This is a genomic window from Pseudophaeobacter sp. TrK17 (genome assembly GCF_042192375.1).
In the GTDB taxonomy this organism is placed as follows: Bacteria; Pseudomonadota; Alphaproteobacteria; order Rhodobacterales; family Rhodobacteraceae; genus Pseudophaeobacter.
This window is the reverse complement of the sequence record NZ_CP071700.1, coordinates 940082-964689: the sequence shown is the minus strand read 5'-3', so window position 1 is coordinate 964689 and position 24608 is coordinate 940082. Positions and strand designations below refer to the sequence as shown.

Genomic DNA, 24608 nt, shown 5'->3' with positions numbered 1-24608 from the left:
AACCGTGCATCGGCTTCACATCTGACAACGAGCATTTGAAAATCAATGAGGCAAATAATGTCGGCTCAAAAACTTACTTTTTTTTCGTGCGACAACGGAGACGCCTCCCTTATTGAGGCCCACGGCTGGGTCATCATGACGGACGTAAATTATCGTGCCGACGCCAGTGACGAGGACAGCGACACGCTGGATTTCGCGCCCAAAGTCAGAAGCGCTTGCAATGACGATAAGCTGGATATTTTTGTTCTGACCCATCCTGACGAGGATCACCTCAGTGGCTTTGGCGACATCTTCCATTTGGGCAAACCAGAAGACCGCGACAGTGACCCAGACGAAGGCGATGTTCTGATACTGGTAGACGAGATTTGGTGTAGCGAATACTCCGCCAACCCAAACTACACGACAGACAAATCTGTCAAGGGCGGCGCAAAATTGGTCCATTAGGGCGGCGTAAAAGTAGGCCAGTTTGGATTGAGCCGTTTGTTTGATTTTAGAGGCGCCCGGGGACCTGCGGCTCCTCACATAGCAAGCGGGTTCCCGGGCGCATTGCCCCGTGAGGGGCAATTCCTGATCAGTTGTTCTGGGTTGTTTTTCGGCTCTGTGCGAGGCGGTAGCTTTCACCGTTCATCTCGGAGCTATGCGGGAGTTTGGGTGATGGCGTGATTTGAAGGGCGGCGTATTGTGGCGGTGTAAAAGCCAGCCAGAACCTCACAAGGAGCAATACGCCATGAAGAACGATACAGACATTCTGCCATTTCGCCAATCGGATTCGATCACAGATCCATTGACCGAGCTTGCGCGGGAAGGGGCGCGGCGCATGCTGGCGGAGGCATTGAAAGCCGAAGCTGATGCTTTTGTCGCCAGTTTCGCCGATGACCGACTGGAGGATGGCCGCCAACGGATTGTGCGGCATGGATTTGGACCAGAACGTCAGATCCAGACGGGGATTGGCGCACTGGATGTGCAGCGACCGAAGGTGCGCGACCGGAAGGCGACCCCTGATGCAGCCTCAAAAGTCCGCTTCACGTCGAACATATTGCCCAAATGGGCGCGCCGCTCGGTCAGTCTGGATGCGCTTTTGCCGGTGCTTTACCTGAAAGGTATCTCAACCGGCGATTTCCAGGAGGCGCTGTCAGCCATTTTAGGGGCTGATGCACCCAACCTGTCGCCCAGCGTACTGGCCCGCCTGACAGCGGGTTGGCAGACAGATTATGACAGCTGGGCGCAGCGAGATCTATCGGCTCGTCACTACGTCTACATCTGGGCGGATGGTGTCTATCTTCAGGCGCGGATGGAAGAAAATGCCGAGTGTATGTTGGTGATCATTGGCGCGACACCGGAGGGTAAGAAGGAACTGCTCGGCTTTCAGGTCGGCCTTCGAGAGAGCACGCAGAGCTGGCACGAGTTGCTGACTGACATCAAGAAGCGCGGACTGTCCGTCGCGCCCGAGATCGCGGTTGGCGATGGGGCCATGGGCTTCTGGAACGCGCTGGATAAGGCGTTTCCAAGCACAAAACACCAGAGATGCTGGGTACATAAGGTGAAAAATGTGCTGAACTATTTTCCCAAGCAAATGGGACCCGGCGTGAAGTCGGATCTGGACAACATTCAGCACGCCGACACCCGTGCTGCCGCAATATTTGCCTTGGATACTTTCAAAGACAAATATGGCGTGAAATACGAAAAAGGTGTGGCCTGTCTGATCAAGGACAAGGACGCGATGCTGGCATTCTTCGACTTCCCGGCCGAGCATTGGGGCCATCTGCGCACCTCGAATCCCATCGAGAGCGTCTTCGCAACGGTGCGGCATAGAACGGTGCGCACCAAAGGCGCACTCTCGCAAAAGACCGCAAAACTGATGGTCTTCACCCTCATCCAGTCCGCATCGAAAACATGGCTGCGCCTCAAAGGCAGAAATCAGTTGCCAAAAGTCATCGAAGGAATCAAATTCAACGACGGCGTCGAAGTGAAGAATGACGCCAAAAACCGCGCCGCCTGATGACGCGCGTCACCCAAATTCAAGCATAGCTCCATCTCGAGAATGGAGACATGATGGGTGAGCCGATCAAGAAGTGCGCCGGTGAGACGTTCTGATCCGAGCGTTTCAGTCCATTCCTCGAAGGGGAGGTTGCTGGTGATCAATGTCGAGGCGCGTTCGTATCTCTGCGAGATCAGTTCGAAGAGGAGTTCTGCGCCGGTTTTGCTCAATGGCACGAAGCCTAATTCATCAATGATCAGCAGCTTGGGTGCCAGCATCTGCTTTTGCAGGCGCAGGAGCCGTTTCTCGTCACTGGCCTCAATCAGCTCATGGACAAGAGCCGCCGCGGTGGTGAAGCGAACCGGTATCCCTTTCTGACAAGCGGCCAGTCCAAGGCCAAGAGCGACATGCGTTTTGCCCGTGCCACTTGGCCCCAGAGCGATCACGTTCTCGCGCCGCTCGATCCATCCGCAACGGGCGAGGTCCAACACCCTGGCTTTGTTCAGGGCGGGGATTGCCTGGAAGTCGAAACTGTCCAGACTTTTGGGCGCCGGGAACTTCGCCGCCTTGACCCGTCGCTCCACCATACGCCGCTCCCGATCGATGAGTTCCAATTCGATCAATCTGTGGAGGAACTGGATGTGATCCTTCCCCTCGGCGGCGCACTGTCGCGCCTGCTTCTCGTATTCGCGCAATACGGTGGGCAGTTTGAGCTTCTTGAGGTGATGGGCCAGCAGAAGGTCCGGGACTTCCGTCATGCGGCTCCCTCCGACAGGAGCGCCATGTAACTCGCGGCTTTTGTCGTCTGAACCGCAGTCCGGGGAAGATAGGGGTAGAGGGACAGATCGAGCCGAGCGGGGCGGCGCTCCACTTGGCACAGGACCAGATGCTTGATCGCATCAAAGGCGATCGCCCGCTTTTGCAACGCCACCCGCACCGCCGCGCACAAAGTCGGCAGATCAAAGCTTTCCAGGAGCCGAAGCACCTGAATGAACTCTCGGCGCCCTTGGCGGGCATGTCTCGCTTCCATTAGGCGACGCAGGGTTTGCAGCTCGTCGGGCATCTCCCAATCGACCAAAGGGGCGGCTTGGTCCAAGGCCCCGGGCTTCGTCTCCAGAAGGGCAAAGTAATGCACAGGGTCGAAGATCATTTGTTCGCGCTCGTAGCAGCGGGCGTGACGGGCGATGACCCCACCACCACAGCCGATTTCGACCACATCCACAAACGCACGGATCGTCACCTCCCGTAAGCCATAGGTGCTGGGAACCGAGTAATCATTGGATTTGTAGCGCACCAGAGATTGGGAGCTGACCCGGCCCGTTGCCTTGTGGCAGGCTTGGTAAGGCATTGCAGGGAGTGGCGACATGGCAGCCAGATCCCGCTTCAGCCGTTCCCCGATCGTCTCCCGGTGCCCATGCAAGACAGCCGACTGCCGTGTCAGACATTGTTCTTCGAGCCAGACATTGAAGCTGTCCAGATCAGGGAATTCCGGCAGCGGCACCATCAGGTTGCGCCGGGACCAGCCCACCAGACCTTCGACATTGCCTTTATCGTTCCCCTTGCCCGGGCGGCCGTAGCGATCATCAAAAAGGTAGTGTGACAACATCTCCGTGAACATCTGCGTCCGCCGACGCCGCCCTCCGGCTTCGATCTTCGCAACAAGGCAGCTGTCATTGTCATAGACCACCGAGAGCGGCACGCGCCCGAAGAACTCAAAGGCGTGAACATGCCCGTCCATCCAGGCTTCTGTTGTCGCCGCATGATAGGCCCGCACATAGCATGCATCGCTGTAGGGCAGGTCAAAGGCAAAAAAGTGGATCTTCTGTTCCACGCCCCCCAGGATGACAACGGCCTCACCGAAATCGGCCTGCCCGTGACCCGGAGGATGGGCGAGTGGAATGAACATCTCCCGCGCTTTTTGACGATGCCCCCGAACATAGTCCTTCACGGTCGTATAACCGCCGGTAAAGCCTTCTTCCTCACGGAGCCGTTCAAAGATCCGCTTCGCCGTATGGCGTTGCTTCTTCGGACGGTTCTGATCCTCCAGAAGCCATTGGTCAATTGTATCGGTGAAGGCTTCCAACTTCGGGCGCCGAACTTTCTGGCTCCGGCGGTAACCAGGGGGAGACGAATACGCGCACATCTTGTCGACCGTTCCACGGGCAAGGCCAAAATCACGGGCGATCGAACGTTTGCTGCGCCCCTCATCGAAATGCGCGCGGCGCACGGCTAAATATACTTCCACGGTGAAAATCCTCCGGCCCTCCCTGCAAAGACAGTGAGAGCAAAAGTGGACGACTTTTGCGCCGCCCGCCCCGGCAAAATACCGGCGCTACCGTGGCCTAATTTGCAACCGCCCTATACACCCAGCCTATTTTGTTGAAAAACTCCGCAGCCTAAAAAGCGGCTCGCAAATTTGGAACACCATTCTCTCATGCGGCCTTCCCGCAAACTATGTTTGGCAAGGGCGGCTTTCGCAGGAAAGCGTTCTGCCGATTTACCCTTACTTGGCCGGACACCGACTTTTTCGATAAAATCAGCCCTATTGGGACATTCATTCTGCAATTGCATCGGATATCCCGTTCTGCAGGTCGGGCGGAACAACAGACCTTCGCTGCGAGGTGATCGGAAGGTCTGCTTTTGAAGTTATCATTGTCGTGTTTGAGGCCGGCGGTGCCGTGCTGTCTGCGGAGGCAGCAGAGCCATGAAGCTTTGCGGAAGGGTGCTGTCCTCATGCTAGGGGATTCGGTTACTCTGGTCACACGCCAACAATTACTTGTTTGTGGTGCAGTAGTTGCAGACGCTCTGGAAAGCCTGCCATGGCACGGACCGGTCAACGGCGTCAGAAAATCAATTGCGTAACAGAGCGAACCAATCATTTGACAACATTGCGGTTAGGGCAATTCCGGTTTTGGCGGCGGCACGCGCATCGTTCCAGATTGTTCGCCAGGGCATCCGTCCGGAAGTTCCAGACAGTCGCACTTGTCTTTGATTGGGGCCGCAGCTTCAGGGCCGAGTTCCGCGAGAACATTACCCTCGTGTTCGCGGCACTCAGCCAGTGTGAGACCATCGAGACCGCCAATTGTCGGAATCTTCGCACAGGCGGATCGAATAACTGAGGCGTCGACGTCTGGCAGGTTGGCGAGCCGCCGCAATTCTTCCATTTCAACGGCCGTCTGACAAGCATCGTGAACTTCAAGAGCGGTCACGCTGACGATGGTCAGGGCGCCGACAACAGGTACGCTTTCGAGTGGCATGGACGCGAGGTTGCGAGCGGCGTTGACGCCCGAGCGTTGAACGATCCGGTTGGTAAGGCTGTCGATACGCTTGACCGTTGTGTTCGGCAAGCGAGGTCTTTTGCGCAGGTCTTCGAGTTTGCCTGTCACCACTTCCATGCGTTGGCGGGATTGATCCAGTTCGATCGTGGTTGACTTGAGACGCGATTTTGACAGAGTGAGTTCATCCGCAAACTTGGTTGCCTTGCGTTTTTCCACGTCCAAGTCCTCCTGAAGTTGCTTAATGCGCACCTCGCTTGCCTCAATATCTATGTCGAGTTGGGCCACGCGTTGGCGCTCGACATCCAGTTCGCGGCGTAGACTTTCCGAACGAAAACGGGCGGCTATTTTCTCGGCTTCCAGCTTGGCCGCACGCCGTTGGGCGGCTTTTTCACCGGCCCGTGTCGTGGCAAATTCCGAAGCCGCAGCCAACGCTGGTTGAATCGCAAGCCGTTGAGCTGCGGTCAGCATCATGTTGGCCAGGGGCGCAAAGGCAAAGGTCAGCAGGTTGAAGCCAATCGCGCAGACCACGACAAGCAGGACAACCGTGGTTCTTGTCAGTCTGAAAAGGTGTCTCAGTCCTGCGAGCATTGTTCGTGCACACTCCAGTAAGTCTCGTCTTTTTTCAGGGCGGGATTGAAGTCATGACCGGTCAACGCCGTAGTCCCCGTCTTCGAAGAATGACAGGGATCTTCCGAATGAGACAGCATGAGCGTAAAGACCTCGGGGTTGTTCGTGTAGTAGGCGGCCGAGATCAATGGGGTCACATCGTCATCGCGATCGGCATCGACATCGGCACCCGCAGCGATCAACCTCTGCGCAATGGAGAATTCGTTAGATTTATTCTTCGAAACGACATGAAGGGCGGTGTTCCCAGCGAAGTCTGTCTCTTCAACGCTGGCGCCTGCTTTCAACAGGACGTCGATTTCGGCAAGGCCCGCACCGACAGCGGCCCGTTGCAACGGTTTACGCCCCTCGCTGTCGCTGGAGTTCACATCGGCACCACCTGCCAAGAGGGCGGCGAGAATCTGTGCAGCTTGTGAGCGATCAGCTGCCAAGTGTAGAGCGGTATCGGCGCAGGTGCGTGGGTAAAAGCATGTGTCTGGCGGTATGTGCTTATCTACCTCGCTGCCCCAGACCAGCAGGAAGGATATCACGGAGCCCTGCATTGAATCCCTGGCGGCGACGTGCAGCGGCGTAAGCCCGTCTGCGGTGGTCAGGGAAGCATCCGCGCCTGATCTCAGCAAAAAAAGAACGGTCTCGGGTGCTGCTACCGCGGCTGCAAGGTGAAGTGGGGATTCACCGATGTCCGTACGTTCTGTCATGCTGCGGCCTGCAGCTAGGCAGCCTTGGGCGGCATCGGGCTTGGCAGTTTTCCAGAAATCAGTGACCAGCCAGTCAGGGCATTCCTCACTGAAGGCTGCGGTCGAATAGGGGAAAGTTGCAAGCAATGCAGGCAAGAACAGCCGTCTGTAATGCATGTATTATTTCCAATGATCGTCGAGTTGGTGAACTGACCCTGTGGCGCAAGCTGATATATTGTCAACTGGGATTTCCGGATTGGCATGGCTTTGTTGCACAAATGGGGTTAGGGATTCCCTGTGTGAATCCAGTGTGGTAGCTGGCGAGTATGAGTAGTTGGTCCCCTACGAAGTACAAGGCTTGGAACTGGCCTTCGTACAACACAGCGCTGAAGCAGCGCGGTTCGCTATCGATCTGGTTTGATCCCGAGGTGACCTGGTACGCGGCACCGACCGGCAAGCGCGGTCGGTAATACGAGTTCAGCGACGCGGCGATACAGGTTTGTCTCACGATGAAGGTTTTGTTCGGCATGCCTCTTCGCCAGACGACCGGGTTCGTCGAAAGCCTGCTGCGGTTGGCGGGCCTTGACTGGAAAGTGCCGGACTTCAGCACCCTGTGTCACCGCCAGAAAACCCTTAGCGTCGCCATCCCTTATCGCGGAGGAACGGGTCCTTGCACCTGCTGATCGACGCGACTGGGATCAAAGCCGAGGGCGAGGGAGAGTGGAATGCCCGCAAGCATGGCGGGTCAAAGAAGCGCCTTTGGCGCACCGCTTACGATGTCTCTGAAAATCTTGCCGAAGGTTTTGGCATTGCTCAGAAGGCAGCGATCTCGCTGACTATGGCCTTGGTGAATAAAGGGGGGCCGGAGCCACGGGTTGAGGTCGTCCTGATCCCGGGCGGGGCGATATTGCCCAATCGTGAGCTACCGGAGTTTTGCACACAATAGCCGGAGTTTTGAGAATCCTTGATGCCTGTGGTGCACGGCGTTTCGGAGGGCCATCGCGTTTAGCAGCAGACGGACAAGGCTTTGGCGAGGGTATGAAGTCGGCAGCGTGATGATGATTCGGGTTTTCTTCTCGACGATGGTGGCGGGCAGTTATCAGGTCCGATTATAGTTCGTTTTTGCGAGTTACTTGCATACATTTTCTTGTAACCTATTCAACTTGCCAGTCTCCTCTGGCAACAATTCCAGCCCATGGGTGGATACTACTCGTCGAAAACGCGTCACATACTGACATTGGTAGCCCGCGAGTGGGGGAAGCCAGTTCAGTGGCCCATTCGCCCCTTTCTCGCGGTTTACCCCTCGGTCAACAACCATGAGGTTGGCCTTATCGTTTGCAAAAGCCTCTCGTTTTTCAGCCGTCCAAGAATGTGCGCCTCGATCCCAAGCCCATTTCAGCGGCACTAAGTGATCAACGTCAACTTGGCGAGCATCCGTAAAGGTCTTTCCAGTGTAAGGGTCATACCACTTACCTCGAACAACGGTGCAGTTGTTGCGAGCCAAAGTTGTCGCGCCTGTAGACAGCTCTTGCAGAAGCTCTTGTCGGGTGTTTTGGCAGTCGTTATCGGAATCTGCCCATCCGCCGAATAGAGATCTGTCATAGCGGGCTATCTTGGCTTCCGTCCCGATTTCTTCCAGAAGAGACTGCCGGTTTGGTGTCGCGCTGAACACAACACGGCGGGACGCTGCGTGATCCTCTTCCCCATTTGCCAAGACAGGGCGGACAGATGAGTAGCCGACCGCAATCAGGTGTTTGCGTGACCAATCCAGCAGCTCAGGGTCCTTCACGTAATCAAGGCACGATCTCAATACCGCCTGAGACCTCAGTTGGCTCAAGTTAAGATTTCCCAGATATGCCGCGCGCGGTGACGATCCGGACCGCCACTCTGATGACGCGTGGCCTTCAATCTTCACTTCAGAAATGTCGATGCCTGACTGCTGCAAGGTTGACAGCCACGGCTGACACGCTTGGGCCAGGAATTGTTTGAGACTTGGTCTGATCGTAGCGCTACCCTGCTGGAACAGAACGCCGTCCGGCAGGATGATGGCGCCGGTATCATCAATGTAGCCTCCCATACCAGAGACGATGCCGCCGAGCTCGGATCGTAAGGTGCCGACCAAAGCGGCCTCTTGCGCCTCGGCGTCTCTAATCTTTTCAGAGATTCCCTCTAAAGTCTGACCAGCTTTTTCTAGATCTTCAAGAGCAGCAGCAGTCGCGATCAATTCTTCAACGGATTTACCACTAGCCGCCAATGACTCAAGGATTTGGGCTGTTTTCAAAATCTCATTCAGGTCATGCCCGGCTTCATTTACCGCATCGATTGCGTCAGAAGCCGCCCTAATGTCATCTATCGATTTGCCGGAGTTTTCCAGAGATTCAATTATCTGTGCGGTCTGCAAGAGCTCCTCGACGGACTTCCCACTCTTATCGATAAGTTTGGATACCTGACTTGATGCTATCAGCTCCTCCACAGACTTCCCTGCTTCGACAAGGTCTTCCAGAATCGCCATCTCACTCAGCATCTCTTTGGCCTTCTCAGCCTCGACCATGTCCGCCAAATCACGCTGCATGTCTTCGGGAAGCTGCTGGACCGCATCTATAAGACGCAGAACCTCATCCTGATCTACAAAACGCCACTTATCTTTTGGCTTCTCAACAGAAGCCGGAGTTGCGAAATCGATCCCCTGATCCTTCAAATTAATGAATGCTTCGATGGAGCCATCTTGCGCCGACACCAGAACGGTCTGCCTCTGCTCATAAGTGAGCTCTTTGAAGGCCACTACTTCTGGCGTGTTTTGCTTCTCCACTTCCCATTGCCAGAACGCAAACAACAGCAGAAGTGCAAAGGCAATCAGAATGAAAGCTTCAGCAATGGTCAGCCCCATAATGGCGCCGCGGCGATAATTCCGATCAGAGTGTTGAGCGTCAGACATTAGGTATCAGACTTTGTATTGGTCCATGGACCAGAACGAAGTTTGACAGTGAACGGCTTATCTACAACCGACTGGAGGTTTTCTGGATTATCCAAAGGTGGGGCAACGCCAGCCTCAAAAGGCGCATCCTCTGGAAGTCCATCCGGAGAGAAGCGTGGAAGCGCGTCCAAACGTTCTTTTAGTGCGTCAAGCGCCGGGCCTATCCGTTTTGACATGGAATCCGCAGATCGCCTAGTGACCTTGATGTGTTCCAACATAGCTTCGGTGTGATTTTTGACCTGGGTCTCTGCGGAAGCCAATTCGGCGTTGAGCTGTTTTCGGCGTGCAGCCAGCTCCTCATAGGACTCAGTTTCCTGTTCGTTAAGGAGATTTTTGAGAGCCTTAATGTCGGCTACCAATTCCTGAATTGCCTTCTGAGATTCTTTGTTGGCTTCCACCATTGATGCCGTGATTTCGCCAATCGCCTTTTGAGACGCCTCAGTGAAGGCAGTCTCTATATTCTTGGAAAGCTGATCCGCCGCAGCTTGAAGGGCTGCTTGATGGTCTTCCACGAAGCTCTCTGTGGAGTCCCGAAGGCGCTTGTCGCGTTCGGCTGCATATTGAATTGATTCCGTGGAGAATGCCTTCATCTGCGACAGCACCCCTGAGAGGTTCTTGCGGAAATCACCGTAGGACTTATTGAGATCAGAGCGAACAGCTCTGTCCTTGGCGACGAAATCCGGGCGCATCTGCATCATCAGGACGCGCAAAAATACTCCAAAAATTGTAGATGACAAGGCCACACCGAAACCGGAAATCACTTCCGGAATATCTACCGGTTTCCCGCCTGTCGTTGATGGGTCAGCCATTTGATAAAGGGTGAAGGAAAGGCTCGCCAATGTGAACAAAAATCCCAAGTAATAGCAGTTGTCCCCAATAGCCTCCGGCTCAATCTTAACCCGGCCTCCAGCCCATGCGACAAGCGCATAGGAAACTAGGACAATTGCAGAGAAACCTGCTGCAAGAAATGGATGGGCCCCAGCGAGTTTCAGAATGATCCCGCCAACGATCCCGACGCCGAAAGCAATAATAAAGGCAGCCCTGTCTAGGTTCTCTCGAGGGCTGACGGCATGCATCTTTGTGTCTCGAATGGCCATTACAGATCTCCCAGAGAACTGACAGATGGAGGCCGACTGCCCTGCCTGTCAAAATAGCGGGTCCAGAAGCCTTCGGTGATCTCGTTGGATGGCGTTCTTCCTGAACGAGGGATACGCAAGATTTCTATGGTGACGCCGGCCAGGTTACCAGCCATACGCCCCTCTCCATTTTTCCCGACAAAGTAATCCCATCCCTGACCACGATAAAAACTCAGATTATCGCTGTGTTGCAGCATATCAGACACAATGATGATCTTGCGGTGGCCTCTGGCTTGCGTGAAACTCGGTGTTGTGGAAACCAATGACTGGAGAGCTTCCATAATCGGAGACTGGTTTTCAGAAGCGCCGGTCAACATGGTTTGCAATGTAGCTTGAATGGGTGCCGTGAATTCACGGTCATAACGTGCCGCGATAATCGCCGGGTTTTCATAGAGACCATTCGCATCTTGTCCAGACGCCGGCTTACATTTGGCAAACATCGCACCCCAGCGTGAAGGGTCTTCGCTAACGATCCCCAGCGCAATCATAGTGTCCACAGAAGAGCCAGACACTTCATTTGCGAGAATTGTCTTGAGTCGCGCTTGCTGGGTTTCACTCAGAGGGTCCGTCAGATCCAACAGGACGGACGTGACATTTTGTGGACCACCCGAATGACATAAGGTGGCTTCATCAATTTTGCCCTTCGCAATTAAATTCTGTGCGACAACCGCCACTCCCACGACCAGACCCAGACAGCCTATGATGGTGATGATCCACAACACATTGTTGTTGGACTTCCTGCCGCGTCCGCCAGAACGACGCGAAGGCTTACGACGGGTACGGCGTTTTGCCATCAATCAGTCTCCTTCTTGTTGATGGCCTCGGGTTTCCCGTTTGTTCCAAAACGCGCAGCGCGGTCTATGTGGGTTCCTTCCAATTCGTCGATTTCGTAGTGCGCCTTTACGGCTTCATGAAACACCTCAAAGATCTCCTGGATCGATGTGTTCACCAACTCACCCACCTCTTTGGCCTGCTCCTCTGCTTCCTGGCGACGTTCAATTTCTTCATCGGGAACTTTGAAGGGTTCGAAGGTGTACGAGGTGTTAAAGTATGCTGGCGGATCGTCGGTGCGGGCGGCTTTGTTGGCATCGCGATAGACAGCGAGAATATAATTGGCCGCGATGTTGCACTGCTCCAAGAACGGATTCAAATTTGATTGAAGGGCCTTCTGGCCATAAAGGGCATCCACAGAATCGTTGATGTTGCGATGAACTTCATCATTGGCAGCACGAAGTCCGTTGACTGCATCATCGCGATGCTCTGCCAGCGTCTCGATTGAGTCTTCTAGGTAGTTTACATACTCTTCTCTGGCACCCACGACATCAGCCGCGACCTTGGAGTAGCCAGGATATGGGTCCGAGTGGTTATACCCCTTCAAAAAAGAAATGATGGAAATGAAGAGGCCTAGGAGGAACAAAACGTAGGACTCCATGGTGTATAGACTGAAAGGGCTTGATTGGATTGTCTGAATCGCGGTCGTACCAGCTTCACGCCATTCACCATTGCGCTCAACTGCATCCCTGAAGTGGGCGACTCCAAGGTTGTAGACTAATACAAACCCCAGCCAGGCCAGAAAGAATCCTAAGCCCACCAGCTTTTTGAAAAAATTCACAAAGCCACGGCAATTGATGTACCGGCTTGCCATACCGAAAATGGTTGAGAGAGCAACATTACCAAGAGAAACTAAGAATGCTGCCATCAGGCCACCAAGCAGACCTAGAGTGTTCTTCTGCGCGAACAGATAAGCGTTTCCGACCGACTCCAGAATGACCATCACAAATGCCAGACCAAACAGGGCGATTAGGCTGCCCGCTTCTTTAGCAGGCCGCTCCAACTTGTTTATTTCTCTGAATCGATTGCGCCAGCGATAAGTCTCCTGAACCCGTTCACGAGGCGTGACCATCATGGATTTCCATTTTGTCACTTCCTCAGCGAATTTTGCCTTGGAATCGTTGGCTTCGGTCTCCACAAGCATTCGGGCTGAGACGGCTTTGTTTAACCGTTCAGCATATACGCGGCGATTTGTTTCGTAGTTCTCCAACCCCCGACGTCGTAGATCCTCGACCCGGGAAACAGCCTTCAATTCCATATGATCGAGTGTCTCGGCCGAAGTCTCGGGCTGGTTCGCCGCCCCTCTGGAGGTAGCTTCCTTTTTAAGATCAAGGTCTTTGACCAAACGGTCCTTGTCGATATCGGGAAACACAGCAGAGCTCGGAAGGAACTCATCAGACCGAAACAAATCGCTTATCGGCTTAAACATCGATTTCTCCATTCCCACTTCTTATGCCTAATTTTACTCAAACCCCGCAGAATATATTCGGAGCAATGCCCGAAAGGTGGTGACGGCATGATCTGGCGGCTGGTTGAATTTGCTTGATGCCGTCGACGAAGGCAATGCCTTGTATGATTTCAGGCATGCGGTTCGAGCCGTCGAGCTTTCGCATTTTCCCCGTGCTGCATCGCCGAACTTTACGCCATCGAAAAGGACATCTGAGATATATCCCTTGGTCAACGCCTGTCGGCACGACAAGCGCTCCGCCCCTCTGGTCGCGGTCTTTGGCCCTTGGCTGACAGCACAGCGCATGCGCGTCTCTCCAACCTTGCGCATCCACGTCACGCAGTGCCCGGCACCGCCGTGTTATTTTCCCCGAACCGGTCCATTCAGGGCGCTGCGCAGCCCTTTTGAACAACCAAATTCAGTAGAGATGGAAAAAGTCGACAATTGCGGTGCGGCAGCCTGCGCCCTCGGAAATTTAGCTTGAAATTCAAGGTTTCAGCCTATTTCATAATGACCTAATCAGACATCAGGCCTTTAAATGACGACGTCGATCCTCATCAACTGCCCCGATCCTAAAATTCTGAAGGAGCTGAACTTTGCGTTCCCCCTTCGGAAGATGACGGCGTACATTAATAAGCCTGACGTGTCGGCGGACTTCAAAGCGGTACTTTGTGGTCTGGTAAAAGTGAACTGGTCGGTCGGATCAACGGTGGTTGTGATCGGTCACAAAATCCCTTCGGTTGCTCTCGAGATCGTAACGACATTTTCCGGCACACTGTTCGGCGTCGCCGTGGCCTCGATCGTCACTTTGATTATCGGGACCATTCTATTTGCCGGGCCGCTCTTCGCAGCATTTGTAGGCCCGATCATGCTGGCGACAGGTTTGACGATGGGAGATTTGTCCGAATTGCGGTCCTCGGCTTGGTCGACGAATGTCACAGCCCTGAAAGAGCAACTCGCAGCCGTGAACACTGGCCGATGACCATGGAGCGTTCTGGCGAAACAGGTCGGTTCGATGGTGTTGGTCGAGTGGTGGCCGAACCTTCTAAATTCAAGGCTAAGCTCAACATTGGCGAGGATGCTTACGCGTCGTTGCAGGCCGCCCGGCTGGTCGGCGACCTCTGGCAGGTCGGAACAGCCGCGACGGCGGGCGGGCTGGCGGCCAGTTCATCCGCAGGAGCGGGCACGTTCTTTGGCGGTGGCTGGCTTGCAGCAATTGGCATAGGTGCGGCGGTGACGCCCGTCGGTTGGGTCGTCGGGGCTGCAGTTGCTAGCGGAGCCGCCTGCTATGGTGTCTTGCGCCTTTATCGCGGTTATGAGGGCGCGCGCATCAGGAAAGTGCCGGCATTCATTAACACGCCTGTCGATGTGCTCGGCGCGGCGCTGTTTGACCTGATGGGCTCGCTGGCGATCCGCGTCGCACGGGAAGCAGAAGATGTCGACGATGCCGAGCGGGCAGCGATCGCAGATTATTTCGTTGCCGAATGGGGCCTCGATCCCGCTTATGTCGCGGCCGCCTTGCCCGTTATCGAACAGAGCGCGGAGGGCCGCACCGTAGACGAGATCGCAGAAGTCTTGGCCATCTACAAGCGTGACAACCCCGACTGCAATTTCGACACTCTTAGGGGCGAGTTGCTGGCTTTCCTGACCGAGATTGCAGCGGCTGATGGCGTGCTTCACGATGCCGAACTCGCCGCAATCGCACGGACAGACCGGATATTCCAAAAGGCCGCAGGCGGTTGGTCCGAAACGGCGCGCTCGGCCCTCGACTATGTCACAGCCGCGCCGTCCTATCTGTGGTCCAGCGTGAAGGACGGCGTGTCAGCCATTTGGGACGGCAATACGGGGGCGTCGCACAGTCCAACACTCGTGGATCGTTCGATCCCCGTCCTGTGGCTTTTGGGGAAAACCGGCGCCGGCAAATCGTCACTCGTGCAGGCCATGACTGGCAAGGACGCGGCAGAGGTCGGAAACGGCTTCGCCTCCTGCACCCGCACAGCGGACGCATACGATTATCCCGAGGGTGATCCTGTACTGCGCTTTCTCGACACCCGCGGGCTGGGTGAGGCAGGCTATCGCCCGGACGCGGATCTTGCGTCCAATGGCGATGCCTCGCAAATGGTCCTCGTGCTCTCGCGTCTTGACGATCCGGTGCAGGGCAACGTTGCTGACGCGCTGGCGAAGGTGGTGCGCAAGAAGCCCGACCTACCCGTGGTCGTTCTCCACACCGCGGCAGACAAGGTTCCCGATCCGCTCGAACGCCGGCGGGGTCAATCCGCGAACCAGTCGCAGTTTGAAAATGCCGCCAAGCGCGATCTGCCGTGGCTGGAACTCGACATATCGGCGCCGTCGAGTGCCGATATGTCCGAGCTGAAGCAGATCTTGGCCAACACGTTACCCTCCGTCGCGTTGCTTATGGACCAGCGAAAGGCCAGCGATGCCGAAGAGGCAGCCTTTCTCGCGTGTCGTGGAACCATCCTGCGATATGCCGGGATGGCGACAGCCTCGGGGGCCGTACCTGTGGTTGGGGCAACCACCGCGCCTGCGTTGCAACTCGCCCTAGTTACGGCGCTTGCGAACAGTTACGGTCTGCCCTGGGACCGCGACCGATTGATCGCCTTCATATCCGCGCTCGGGACGGGCGTGGTCGGTGGGGCGCTTGTCGGCATCCTTGGCCGCGGCCTTGCCGGGTTGATCCCTGTCGCAGGTCAGACGGCGGTGCCGGTTTTGACCGCAAGCTATGGCTTTGCCTCGACCTATGCGGTGGGTCGCGCGGCGGCTTATTGGATGTATCACACCAAGGCTGGCCGGACGGTCGATGAACAGTCTTTGCGGGACCACTACCTTGCCGCCTTCTCACGGGCCAGGGTGAAGGAGGGCGACAGTGCTGCCGGTTGAGGTGATCCTAAAACGTATGGCGCGTAGTCCCGCACTGCTCACCGTCATCATCTATGCCCTGCCTTTGGTGGCGTTGATTTTCCTCGGGGTCATCTGGTTGGCCGAGCATGACTGGCTTCTGCCCTTCGTCGGGATCACATTAGGCCTGGTCGTACTGCTCAGGCTTATTCTTATAATGCTCCGACGCCTGCGGCAGGCGCAGGGTACCGCGCCGGTAGATGCTAACCATGGCCCGATCGTCACCGCCAACCCAGAATGGACCGCGCGGGAGCTGGCGGTTTTCAATGGCCTATGCGCAGAAATTGCTAGGGAACCCCACCCTTGGGGAGATATGCGGCAGCTTTCCTTTGATCTGGTCGAGAAAGCAGCGCAGCAGCTGTCCGCAGGTCAAAAGGGCGCTCTTGATTTCTCGATCCCCGAGGCGCTGCTGCTGACTAATCGCGTTATGATCCGTCTGCGCCGCAATCTGCATGACTTGGTGCCATTTTCCGACCGGATCAGCCTGAAGACTGTCTTCTGGATCTGGGAAAACAAGTCTTGGGTCCGGCGCGGTGCCACTCTGGCCGGTTGGGCTTGGCGCGCGAAACGCCTGATAACCAACCCGCCGGCCGGCATCATGCAGGAAATCCAGGGGGCTGTGACCAGCGGTGCAGATGGCGGTGAGATGAAGAATTTCAGCGTGGCCATCGTTCAGCAGATCATTCTGGAAGAGGTCGCGCGCGCCGCGGTGGACCTGCATTCTGGTTACCTGCGGTTTACGGATGAGGAATTACTGAAGGTTGAGCTCGGCTCCGTCAATTTTGATAAACAAATCCTCGCTCTGCCGGACGAACCGATACGTTTACTTGTGATTGGTCAGGTGTCAGCAGGAAAATCGACAATCGTTAATCGTTTGGCGGGAGTCGAAGTCGCCGAGACTGACATGGCACCAACAACGCCCGACCTGACCCACCACGCGCTGGACATCGGCGGGATAGCTTATTCAGTGATCGACACTCAGGGCATCGACGGCAGTGAAAGGGTTGCCGAGACGCTGCTCGCGCAGGTGCTTGACTGTGACCATGTGTTATGGATCCTCCGCGCCAATCGCCCCGCACGCGCCCCGGATGTCGAGTTGCTCCGACAGATCGAGGTGGCTTTCGCAGCCCGTCCCCTACGACGGATGCCGCCTGTTACCATCGTGGCGAATGCTGTCGACGAACTGCTTCCGGACTGGCCCTACCCAGAACATCTTTTTCCGAGCGAAGAACAGTCGACCATTGCCGCAGCGAGCGCCGCCATCTGTGCCGATCTGACCTGCCGCGAGGTTATCCCTGTCGTCTCCGAAGGGACAGTCTGGAACCTCGACCAGCTGATCTCAACCTTAGCGCACAGCGCAACGGACGCCTTGGCGACGCAGCGCAATCGCCGCCGCATTACGGGGACCGAGACCAGCGGCAGCTTCACGAAGGAATTATCGCGCGGCACATCTGGGCTTTGGGAGACTGGACGGATTGTGACCGGTAAGCTGTTCGGCCGGTGAGGTAACCTTGGCTAGAGCGTGTTGCGCTCAATCGGTTTCATACCCGGCAGCCTTGAAGAAGTTGTAGCATTCCTCTTCGGTGAAGAGATCGCAGACATTCCCAGCGGCGCGCCATAGATCATCGTATGTCCTGGCGGCGGCGCGCCGGATCATGGCCTTGAGTTTAGCAAATGCCATCTCGATCGGGTTCAGATCGGGACTATAGGGTGGCAGAAACAGAAACCATGCGCCAACGGTGCGCATGGCCTCTGCGGCCTTGGGGCTTTTGTGCGATGACAGGTTGTCCAGTATGATCACGTCGCCCTTTCTCAGGGTCGGGGCGAGTTGGGTCTCGACGTAAAGCTCGAACATCTCGCGGTTTATTGCGCCGTCGATAACCCATAGTGCGTCGAACCGATCATGGCGCAGAGCGGCGATGAAGGTCTGAGTGTTCCAGTGGCCGAGCGGCGCGTGGTCGATCAGGCGCGCGCCTTTTGCAGACCAGCCTGTTGTCTTGGCCAGTTCGCTTACCTCTTAAACGGTACGACATTTGAACCACCGTTGACAAAAGCGATTGCGCCTTCGCGGCGAATTGTGCTGATCGTCTCTTCGAATGCGGCTCGGTCGTCTTCAAAAAGATCGTCCCAGACGATAGATGTCCCGTCTTCGGTCACAACTTCCAGCGACCAGCCGTCACCCCCTTCGAGTTTGTAGATGTTTACCTCGAACGGCACTCCATCCTCAACTATGCGCTGCGAGGCGCTGGAAATAACAAGGTTCGGTTCGCGTTCCATCTAAATACCTCTTTGGTCTGTTACAGATGATAGAAGCACTAATCACGGAAGCCAATGCCCGCAAAGCGGGATGCGGTCGCAGCATTTTGAGCAATCAACGAATGACCGCGGTGGGCCGTCTTCGGGCGTAAGGAAAAGGATAAGAGCAGTTAGGCTGTCCGACATCGGTGGATCTCCAGTACTTGCGAAAATGGCTTGTTTTCCATGAGACTATCGCGCGAGATTCGCATTTGCGCGCCAGATTCCACAGGTGCGTGTCACTTTTGCTCTGAAATCGATAGGATAACGCATGCTTTACGACCGGATCATCAATCAGGGAACAATAAACGAACCTGGCGGAAAGCCCGATCCGCAATTCGCTTTGCCGTCGACAGTGAATTGGATGAGGGCACTTAGAATTTTGATTGAATATCAAGGAATCAATTTCGGTACTGCGGCTTCTTTCTATTCCATGCAGGGAAAGAGGAGAATGGGCACGCTCGAAGAGAACACAGTTCTCGAACAACTGTTTCTTGGTCTGCATCACCTGTCGGCGATTCAGCAATTCCGCGGTGGTGCGACGTCTGCCGACTATTCGCGAGTGGGCATCCTTGCTTGGTACTAAGTGTTCCATCCCGGATGATCACATAGCCCCTCGTCGTTCAGCGCTTTTCATGGCACGCTGGGTTCTGACGGAGGCGCGGGACGGGAGAGCGACATGCTGATCAAGCTTCACAGCCAAGCAACGACGACGCCGAAGGTCAGAGCTGCGATACAAGCCAGCGATGAACCAGCTTGGGTTCTCGCGGAACGCCACGGGACGACAGAGCAAACTGTTTGGAAGTGGCGCAAGCGCAATAGCGTTGAAGATCGCAGCCATACGCCACACCGTCTGCAGACCACGCTTACGCCCGCGCAGGAAGCCGTGGCCGTGGCGCTGCGCAAGACGCTGCTGGTGTCGCTCGATGACCTGCTGGCGGTGGTGCGGGAGTTTCTGAACCCGGATGTCTCGCGCTCGGGGCTCGACCGCTGCCTTCGCAGGCATGGGGCGGGCAATCTGCGTGACCTGCAGGCCAAGGCGGCGCGGCCCAAACACAGCGGCTTCAAGGCTTACGAGCCCGGCTACATCCACATCGACGTGAAGTATCTGCCCCAGATGGCTGACGAAACTTCACGCCGCTATCTGTTTGTGGCCATCGACCGCGCGACGCGATGGGTTTTCATCCGCATCTTCAAGGCAAAGACTGCGGCGAATGCTCGGCGCTTCCTGCGAGACCTGGAGCGCGCCTGCCCAATCCGCATCCGCACGATTCTCACGGACAACGTCCTATGTAGGGAAGATTTGGCTGCTTAGGTCAGCAGGTCATGGGGCACCCGGCATTCCGGGTGCCCTGGTAATTTTGCCCAGACGGGCTCTGCCGTCAAGAAATGATCTCTTCCATAGCAAACACAGGGTACGCGCACTGGCGGCCCTCACCGTCCTTAATACGAGATTCCAAATCCCAAGCAGAAGGCCCGAACATTATCTACGAGGTCAGCAAGCTGCCTCCACGGCTCATCAGAGAGAGGTCCTTCCGCCTGGGCTCACCCCCTCGAAGAAGGGGCGATAGGGTTCGCCGTGATTGACCACGGCGTGTACGGTGCGCGCCATCTTGGCCGCGATCGCGGTGTAGGCCTTGCGGCGCAGATGGGCATTGTGTCGATCCTTGGAGATGTATCTCTCGAACTTGTCACGGAAGCTGTTGGTCCGCTTGAGAACGGCGGTCTGGCCGGCCATCCAGAGCGTGCGCCGCAGCTGGGCATTGCCGTACTTCGAGATGCGGCTCTGACCACGGAACATGCCAGACTGGACGGTTGCGAGGTCCATACCGCAGAACTTCAAGAACTGTCGATGATGCCGGAACCGACGTAGGTCGCCTGCTTCGGCCAAAATGGTCATCGCGTTAATCGGGCCGATGCCGGGAATGGTGGTCAACAGCTGATAATCGGGCAGGTCAGACAACAACTCGACGGCCCGTGCCTCGATCACATCGCGCTGCCGCACGAGGCTGCGCCCCTCGGCAAGAACGAGGCGGAACATGCGCACTGCGTCAGAATCCGCATGAACTGGTAATCCGACAGAGTTGACCGCGGTGGCGTAAATATCTGAAAGTAATTGCTCTTTGGACACTTTGCGGCCAACAACATCCCAGGCGTCGGCGATGAAGGCCTCGCGGCTCATGGCCGAGATCATGTGTGGCGATGGATACTTCTCCAGGAATGCCAGGAACCAATCCGTCCGCGCACTTCGGTGAAATCGTTCGGCCTCGGGAAAATACAGTGGCAGGTAGTGGGTGAGAATGCGGTGCCACAGCTCGGTCTTCGATCGAGAGACGATCTCGTGCGTTTTTGACAGCTCCTGGATGTCAATGGTCCCGACCACCATCGGATCATGAAAGAATTTGTAAACGGCGGAGCAATACTCGGCCACGGTAGCGGTGCCGTTGTGGTGTCGCGGGCGGCGTAAAAGTCGTCCACTTTTGCCCTTTCCGAGAGGGGAGGGTTTGGGGATTTACACCGTGGATTTGTATTTGAAGGTGCGTCAGGCTCATTTTCAGGATGGCTTGAGCGGACGCCAGATCGCCCGGGATTTTGGGATCAGCCGGGACAGCGTTGCGAAGATGTTGGCCTATTCGGAGCCGCCCGGGTACCGGCGGACGGCACCGATCAGGCGCCCGAAGCTGGATGCGTTCACCGACCAGATCGACCAATGGCTCACCGAAGACAAGGTCCGGCCGCGCAAGCAGCGTCATACCGCGAAGCGCATCTTTGAGCGGTTGCGCGATGAGTGCGGGTTTGATGGCGGCTACACGATCGTCAAGGATTACGTCCGGACCAGGAAGCGGACCGGCAAGGAGATGTTCGTGCCGCTCAGCCATCAGCCGGGACATGCGCAGGCGGATTTTGGCGAAGCTCGAGACTGTGCCGAATTTTGTGCCTGACGCGTTTTTTTACGCCATTGGGAAGCGGTCTTCGAACATGATGGCAAGCTGACTTCTGACAGCGTGCCATTCGCGCACCGAACGCTTCCATTCGGTGGATGTAGCATTGAGCGCCAGATAGATCAATTTCGCTGCTGCCTCATCGCTTGGGAAGTGACCGCGGGTTCGGACGGCGCGCCGGATCTTCGAATTCAATGCCTCAATGGAATTCGTGGTGTAGATCAGCCTGCGCACCTCGGGCGGGTAGTCGAGGAACGGGATCACCTCGTTCCAGGCCCGGCGCCAGCTCGGTGCGATGGCCGGATACCGCCTAGCCAGATCGCTCTCCTCGAACTCTGCCAGAGCGGCCTCGGCCGCGTCGGCATCCACCGCCGTGTAGATCGTCTTTAGCGCCGTGGCGACGGCCTTGCGGTCCTTGTAGCTGGCAAAGCTCATGGAATGGCGCAGCAGGTGAACGATGCAGGTCTGGACCTGGGTCTGGGGAAAGGCCGCTTCGATGGCCTGCGGGAAGCCCTTCAGCCCATCCACGACGGCGATCAGGATGTCCTGGACGCCCCGGTTGCGCAGATCGTTCAGGACCTTGGCCCAGAACTTTGCGCCCTCATTGGCCTGGAACCACAGGCCCAGAACGTCGCGTGTGCCGTCGGGCAGAACCGCGAGGGCCACGAAGACCGCCTTGTTCGAGACGGCTCCATCGCTGCGGATATTGACCCGGATCGCGTCCATGAAGATGATCGGATAGCAGGGTTCCAGAGGGCGGTTCTGCCAGGCGGTGACCTCCTCCATGACCGCGTCGGTAATCGCGGAAATCAGGCTGGGCGAGGCTTCGATGCCATAGATTTCCTCGATATGCCCCTGGATCTCGCGGGTCGTCATGCCCCGGGCATACATGCTGATGATCTTGCGATCGAACTCGGGAAAGCGGCGCTGATACTTAGCGATCAGCATCGGATCGAAGGTGCCGTTCCGGTCGCGGGGGATGTCCAGAACGACCTTGCCGCTGTCGGTGGTCACGGTCTTCTGACTGCTGCCATTGCGCCGATTGGCCGGCTGATTATACCCCTCAGGGGCTTCCTCGGCGCGTTCTTCACCGAGATGGACGTCCATCTCCGTGCTCAGTGCCCGTTCCGCCAGCGCCTTTGTCAGCTCGGACAGAATGCCGTCCTTGCCAAACAAATCACCAGGCGCGCGGCCTTCCATCAATCGGTCCAAGATCTCTTTATCGATGCTCATACGTGGGTCTCCTCTTCGAGCAGTTACCACGTCAGCGCACAAAATTCAGGATAGTCCCCGAAGCTCTGGTCGTGATAGGCGGGGTGGAGCAGAAGGCACGTTTCTTCGCCTTTGACCTGCCGCACAGCGATGCGTGCTATGTTCGGGCCTATCCTGCCGCGACCACCGAAGCCTGGCTGGACGGGCATGTCCATGCCTTTGCCTTCTTCGGCGCAGTGCCGCAGTCTATCCTCTACGACAATGACCGCTGTCTGGTCGCCAGGATCATGCCGGACGGCACCCGTGACCGCACACAACGGTTCAGCGCGATGCTGTCGCATTACGTGATCCGGGATCGCTATGGCCGTCCCGGCAAGGGCAACGACAAAGGCAAGGTCGAGGGACTGGTCGGCTATGCGCGGCGGAACTTCATGGTGCCGATCCCGTCCTTTCCGGACTGGGACGCGTTCAACGCTCACCTGGAAGAACAATGCCGCAAACGGCAAGGCGATGTCTTGCGTGGCCACAAGGCCAGCATCGGCGCACGGCTGGACGCCGACCTGTCTGCAATGCGGGAATTGCCTGGGGCGCTCTTTGAGGCCTGCGATTTGCAAAGCGGTCAGGTCACATCGACATCCGTGGTGCGCTACCGCGGCAATGATTACTCTGTGCCGGTCGCTTATGGTCACCGTGAGGTCTGGATCAAGGGCTTCGTGACCCGTGTTGTCATTGGCAGCGCCGCCGAGGTGGTCGCGGATCATCCCCGTTCCTACGACACCGGTGACATGGTGTTTGACCCACTGCATTACCTGCCGCTGATTGAGCATAAGATCATGGCCTTCGATCAGGCTGCACCCCTGCAGGGCTGGGAGTTGCCGGAAGCCTTCGCCACGCTCCAGCGGTTGTTGGAGGCCAGACAGGGCAAGACAGGCAAGCGCGAGTATGTGCAGGTTCTGCGCTTGCTGGAACGGTTCGAAGTCGACGCCCTGCATCTGGCCATCAAGGATGCGCTGAGAATGGGAGCAATCAGCTTCGATGCAATCAAGCATCTTGTCCTGTGTCGGGTCGAGCGAAGGCCCCCGAGGCTGGATCTCGATGTCTATCCGTTCCTGCCCAGGACCAGTATCACTACCACCTCGGCGGCATCCTATATGAGCCTGCTGGCAGGGGGTGGTGCATGACAGACGCCCCGGAATTACTGCTGACCCATCACCTCAAGACTCTGCGTCTGCCAACCTTCCTGCGCGAGCATGACAAGCAAGCGCGTATCTGCGCCGCAGAGGGCGTGGATCATGTGCGCTATCTGGCCCGGTTGACCGAGCTGGAACTGATAGACCGGGAACGGCGCATGGTGGAACGCCGGATCAAGGCCGCGAGGTTCCCGGCAATCAAAAGCTTGGATAGCTTCGACTTCAAGGCGATCCCGTCGCTCAACAAAATGATGGTGTTGGAGCTCTCCCGCTGCGAATGGATCGAGCGCAAGGAAAACGTCATCGCCCTCGGCCCGTCTGGCACCGGCAAGACCCATATCGCCCTCGGCCTAGGCCTGACCGCCTGCCAGAAAGGACTGCCAGTCGCCTTTGTCACCGCCTCCGCTCTCGTCCACGAGATGATGGAGGCCCGCGACGAGAAACGCCTCCTGCAACTCCAACGCAAACTGACAAAGGTCAAGCTGCTGATCATCGACGAGTTGGGCTTCGTGCCGCTCAGCAAGACCGGTGCCGAACTGCTCTTCGAGCTGATCTCGCAGCGCTACGAGCGCGGTTCAACCCTGATCACAAGCAATCTCCCATTCGAAGAGTGGACGGAAACCTTCGGCACAGAACGCCTGACCGGCGCACTTCTGGATCGGCTGACCCACCACGTCAATATCCTGGAAATGAACGGCGAAAGCTATCGGCTCAACCAAAGCCGCGCCCGCATCGCAACCGCCGGAACATGATCCTCACAGAATTGGCCTGACGGCCAATGCGCCTTGGAACGTGCTTGCTAAATGAGAGCCGCACGCTCCAAGGCGCTCGCGCCCAGATGGCCTACTTTTGCTCCGCCACAGTGGCCGGGTTTTACTCCGCCGTTGACAGGCAACGCAAATTAATGATTGGAATTGCATTGGCGTTAGCGTCAGCCAACACTTCGGCCGCCTCATGGTAGCTACGTGCAAGATCAAGAACCTGCAAATTGGGAAGTGCAGTCATTCTCACAAGTATCTCTCCTATGATGGACTTGCTGCCTGCAAGACTTTGGTGCGATACGTAGCGTTCAGAAAGGCGGGCTTCAACCGCGGATCGCTTCAGTCGG

At 56.6% G+C, this 24608-nt stretch carries 18 protein-coding genes and 6 pseudogenes; 12 read left to right on the top strand and 12 right to left on the bottom strand.

Annotation, left to right across the window (positions count from 1 at the left end; translation table 11 throughout):
- Positions 1-135: 135 nt before the first annotated feature.
- Positions 136-444, top strand: coding sequence for a hypothetical protein (locus tag JZI28_RS04490; protein WP_375699366.1), 309 nt, complete (start codon positions 136-138; stop codon positions 442-444).
- 242 nt (positions 445-686) lie between these two features.
- A pseudogene (locus JZI28_RS04485) lies at positions 687-1999 on the top strand (IS256 family transposase); the annotation flags it as partial.
- Here JZI28_RS04485 and istB (JZI28_RS04480) read toward each other — a convergent pair.
- From istB (JZI28_RS04480) to JZI28_RS04465, 4 genes are all read right to left on the bottom strand, one after another.
- Positions 1918-2736: an IS21-like element helper ATPase IstB gene (gene istB, locus JZI28_RS04480; protein WP_375699365.1), complete on the bottom strand. Its 819-nt coding sequence runs from the start codon at positions 2734-2736 to the stop codon at positions 1918-1920. The pseudogene JZI28_RS04485 and the gene istB (JZI28_RS04480) overlap by 82 nt on opposite strands.
- Positions 2733-4232 carry an IS21 family transposase gene (gene istA, locus JZI28_RS04475; protein ID WP_375700067.1) on the bottom strand — a complete coding sequence of 500 codons (1500 nt, stop codon included), beginning with the start codon at positions 4230-4232 and terminating at the stop codon, positions 2733-2735. The genes istB (JZI28_RS04480) and istA (JZI28_RS04475) overlap by 4 nt, the downstream gene beginning before the upstream one ends.
- 640 nt (positions 4233-4872) lie before the next feature.
- A complete protein-coding gene (locus tag JZI28_RS04470; RefSeq protein ID WP_375699364.1) occupies positions 4873-5844 on the bottom strand; it encodes a hypothetical protein in 972 nt (323 codons plus the stop codon).
- Positions 5829-6734: an ankyrin repeat domain-containing protein gene (locus JZI28_RS04465; protein ID WP_375699363.1), complete on the bottom strand. Its 906-nt coding sequence runs from the start codon at positions 6732-6734 to the stop codon at positions 5829-5831. The genes JZI28_RS04470 and JZI28_RS04465 overlap by 16 nt, the downstream gene beginning before the upstream one ends.
- A gap of 149 nt (positions 6735-6883) precedes the next feature.
- Here JZI28_RS04465 and JZI28_RS04460 point away from each other — a divergent pair.
- A pseudogene (locus JZI28_RS04460) lies at positions 6884-7323 on the top strand (IS5 family transposase); the annotation flags it as partial.
- 363 nt (positions 7324-7686) lie between these two features.
- On the opposite strand, the gene JZI28_RS04455 reads toward JZI28_RS04460, so the two are convergent.
- From JZI28_RS04455 to JZI28_RS04440, 4 genes are read right to left on the bottom strand one after another with little or no spacing between them, the layout of a single operon-like run.
- Entirely contained in the window at positions 7687-9492 is a 1806-nt protein-coding gene (locus JZI28_RS04455; RefSeq protein WP_375699362.1) for a DUF1524 domain-containing protein, read from the bottom strand.
- Positions 9492-10628, bottom strand: a complete 1137-nt coding sequence (locus JZI28_RS04450) for a hypothetical protein (protein WP_375699361.1) — start codon at positions 10626-10628, stop codon at positions 9492-9494. Before JZI28_RS04450 ends, JZI28_RS04455 begins: the two co-directional genes overlap by 1 nt.
- Positions 10628-11461: a hypothetical protein gene (locus tag JZI28_RS04445; RefSeq protein WP_375699360.1), complete on the bottom strand. Its 834-nt coding sequence runs from the start codon at positions 11459-11461 to the stop codon at positions 10628-10630. Before JZI28_RS04445 ends, JZI28_RS04450 begins: the two co-directional genes overlap by 1 nt.
- Entirely contained in the window at positions 11461-12939 is a 1479-nt protein-coding gene (locus tag JZI28_RS04440) for a DUF1761 domain-containing protein (RefSeq protein ID WP_375699359.1), read from the bottom strand. The genes JZI28_RS04445 and JZI28_RS04440 overlap by 1 nt, the downstream gene beginning before the upstream one ends.
- 91 nt (positions 12940-13030) lie before the next feature.
- Here JZI28_RS04440 and JZI28_RS04435 point away from each other — a divergent pair, with 91 nt between their 5' ends.
- From JZI28_RS04435 to JZI28_RS04420, 4 genes are read left to right on the top strand one after another with little or no spacing between them, the layout of a single operon-like run.
- Entirely contained in the window at positions 13031-13429 is a 399-nt protein-coding gene (locus JZI28_RS04435) for a hypothetical protein (protein ID WP_375700138.1), read from the top strand.
- Positions 13430-13483: 54 nt separating this feature from the next.
- Entirely contained in the window at positions 13484-13927 is a 444-nt protein-coding gene (locus tag JZI28_RS04430) for a hypothetical protein (RefSeq protein ID WP_375699358.1), read from the top strand.
- Positions 13924-15843 carry a TerB family tellurite resistance protein gene (locus tag JZI28_RS04425; RefSeq protein ID WP_375699357.1) on the top strand — a complete coding sequence of 640 codons (1920 nt, stop codon included), beginning with the start codon at positions 13924-13926 and terminating at the stop codon, positions 15841-15843. The genes JZI28_RS04430 and JZI28_RS04425 overlap by 4 nt, the downstream gene beginning before the upstream one ends.
- Complete coding sequence (locus JZI28_RS04420) at positions 15830-17365, top strand: GTPase (RefSeq protein ID WP_375699356.1); 1536 nt, start codon at positions 15830-15832, stop codon at positions 17363-17365. The genes JZI28_RS04425 and JZI28_RS04420 overlap by 14 nt, the downstream gene beginning before the upstream one ends.
- A 27-nt stretch (positions 17366-17392) precedes the next feature.
- Here the strand turns inward: JZI28_RS04420 and JZI28_RS04415 are convergent, their stop codons facing one another.
- A complete protein-coding gene (locus tag JZI28_RS04415) occupies positions 17393-17824 on the bottom strand; it encodes an IS630 family transposase (protein ID WP_375700077.1) in 432 nt (143 codons plus the stop codon).
- 47 nt (positions 17825-17871) lie between these two features.
- A complete protein-coding gene (locus tag JZI28_RS04410) occupies positions 17872-18138 on the bottom strand; it encodes a hypothetical protein (protein WP_375699355.1) in 267 nt (88 codons plus the stop codon).
- Between the two features lie 289 nt (positions 18139-18427).
- Between JZI28_RS04410 and JZI28_RS04405 the strand changes: the two genes are divergently transcribed.
- Positions 18428-18742 (top strand): hypothetical protein, encoded by a 315-nt coding sequence (locus tag JZI28_RS04405; RefSeq protein ID WP_375699354.1) that lies wholly within the window; start codon positions 18428-18430, stop codon positions 18740-18742.
- Positions 18743-18835: 93 nt separating this feature from the next.
- A pseudogene (locus JZI28_RS04400) lies at positions 18836-19441 on the top strand (IS481 family transposase); the annotation flags it as partial.
- Positions 19442-19675: 234 nt separating this feature from the next.
- On the opposite strand, the pseudogene JZI28_RS04395 reads toward JZI28_RS04400, so the two are convergent.
- Positions 19676-20560, bottom strand: a pseudogene (locus JZI28_RS04395) (IS110 family transposase); the annotation flags it as partial.
- Between the two features lie 160 nt (positions 20561-20720).
- On the opposite strand from JZI28_RS04395, the pseudogene JZI28_RS04390 reads away from it, so the two are divergent.
- Positions 20721-21071: pseudogene (locus JZI28_RS04390) on the top strand (IS21 family transposase); the annotation flags it as partial.
- Between the two features lie 36 nt (positions 21072-21107).
- Here JZI28_RS04390 and JZI28_RS04385 read toward each other — a convergent pair.
- Positions 21108-22331, bottom strand: coding sequence for an IS256 family transposase (locus tag JZI28_RS04385; RefSeq protein ID WP_107818396.1), 1224 nt, complete (start codon positions 22329-22331; stop codon positions 21108-21110).
- 59 nt (positions 22332-22390) lie between these two features.
- Between JZI28_RS04385 and istA (JZI28_RS04380) the strand changes: the two are divergent.
- Positions 22391-23491 (top strand): annotated as a pseudogene (istA, locus tag JZI28_RS04380) (IS21 family transposase); the annotation flags it as partial.
- Positions 23488-24252, top strand: coding sequence for an IS21-like element helper ATPase IstB (gene istB, locus JZI28_RS04375; RefSeq protein ID WP_243252177.1), 765 nt, complete (start codon positions 23488-23490; stop codon positions 24250-24252). The pseudogene istA (JZI28_RS04380) and the gene istB (JZI28_RS04375), both read left to right, overlap by 4 nt.
- Positions 24253-24608 lie beyond the last annotated feature (356 nt).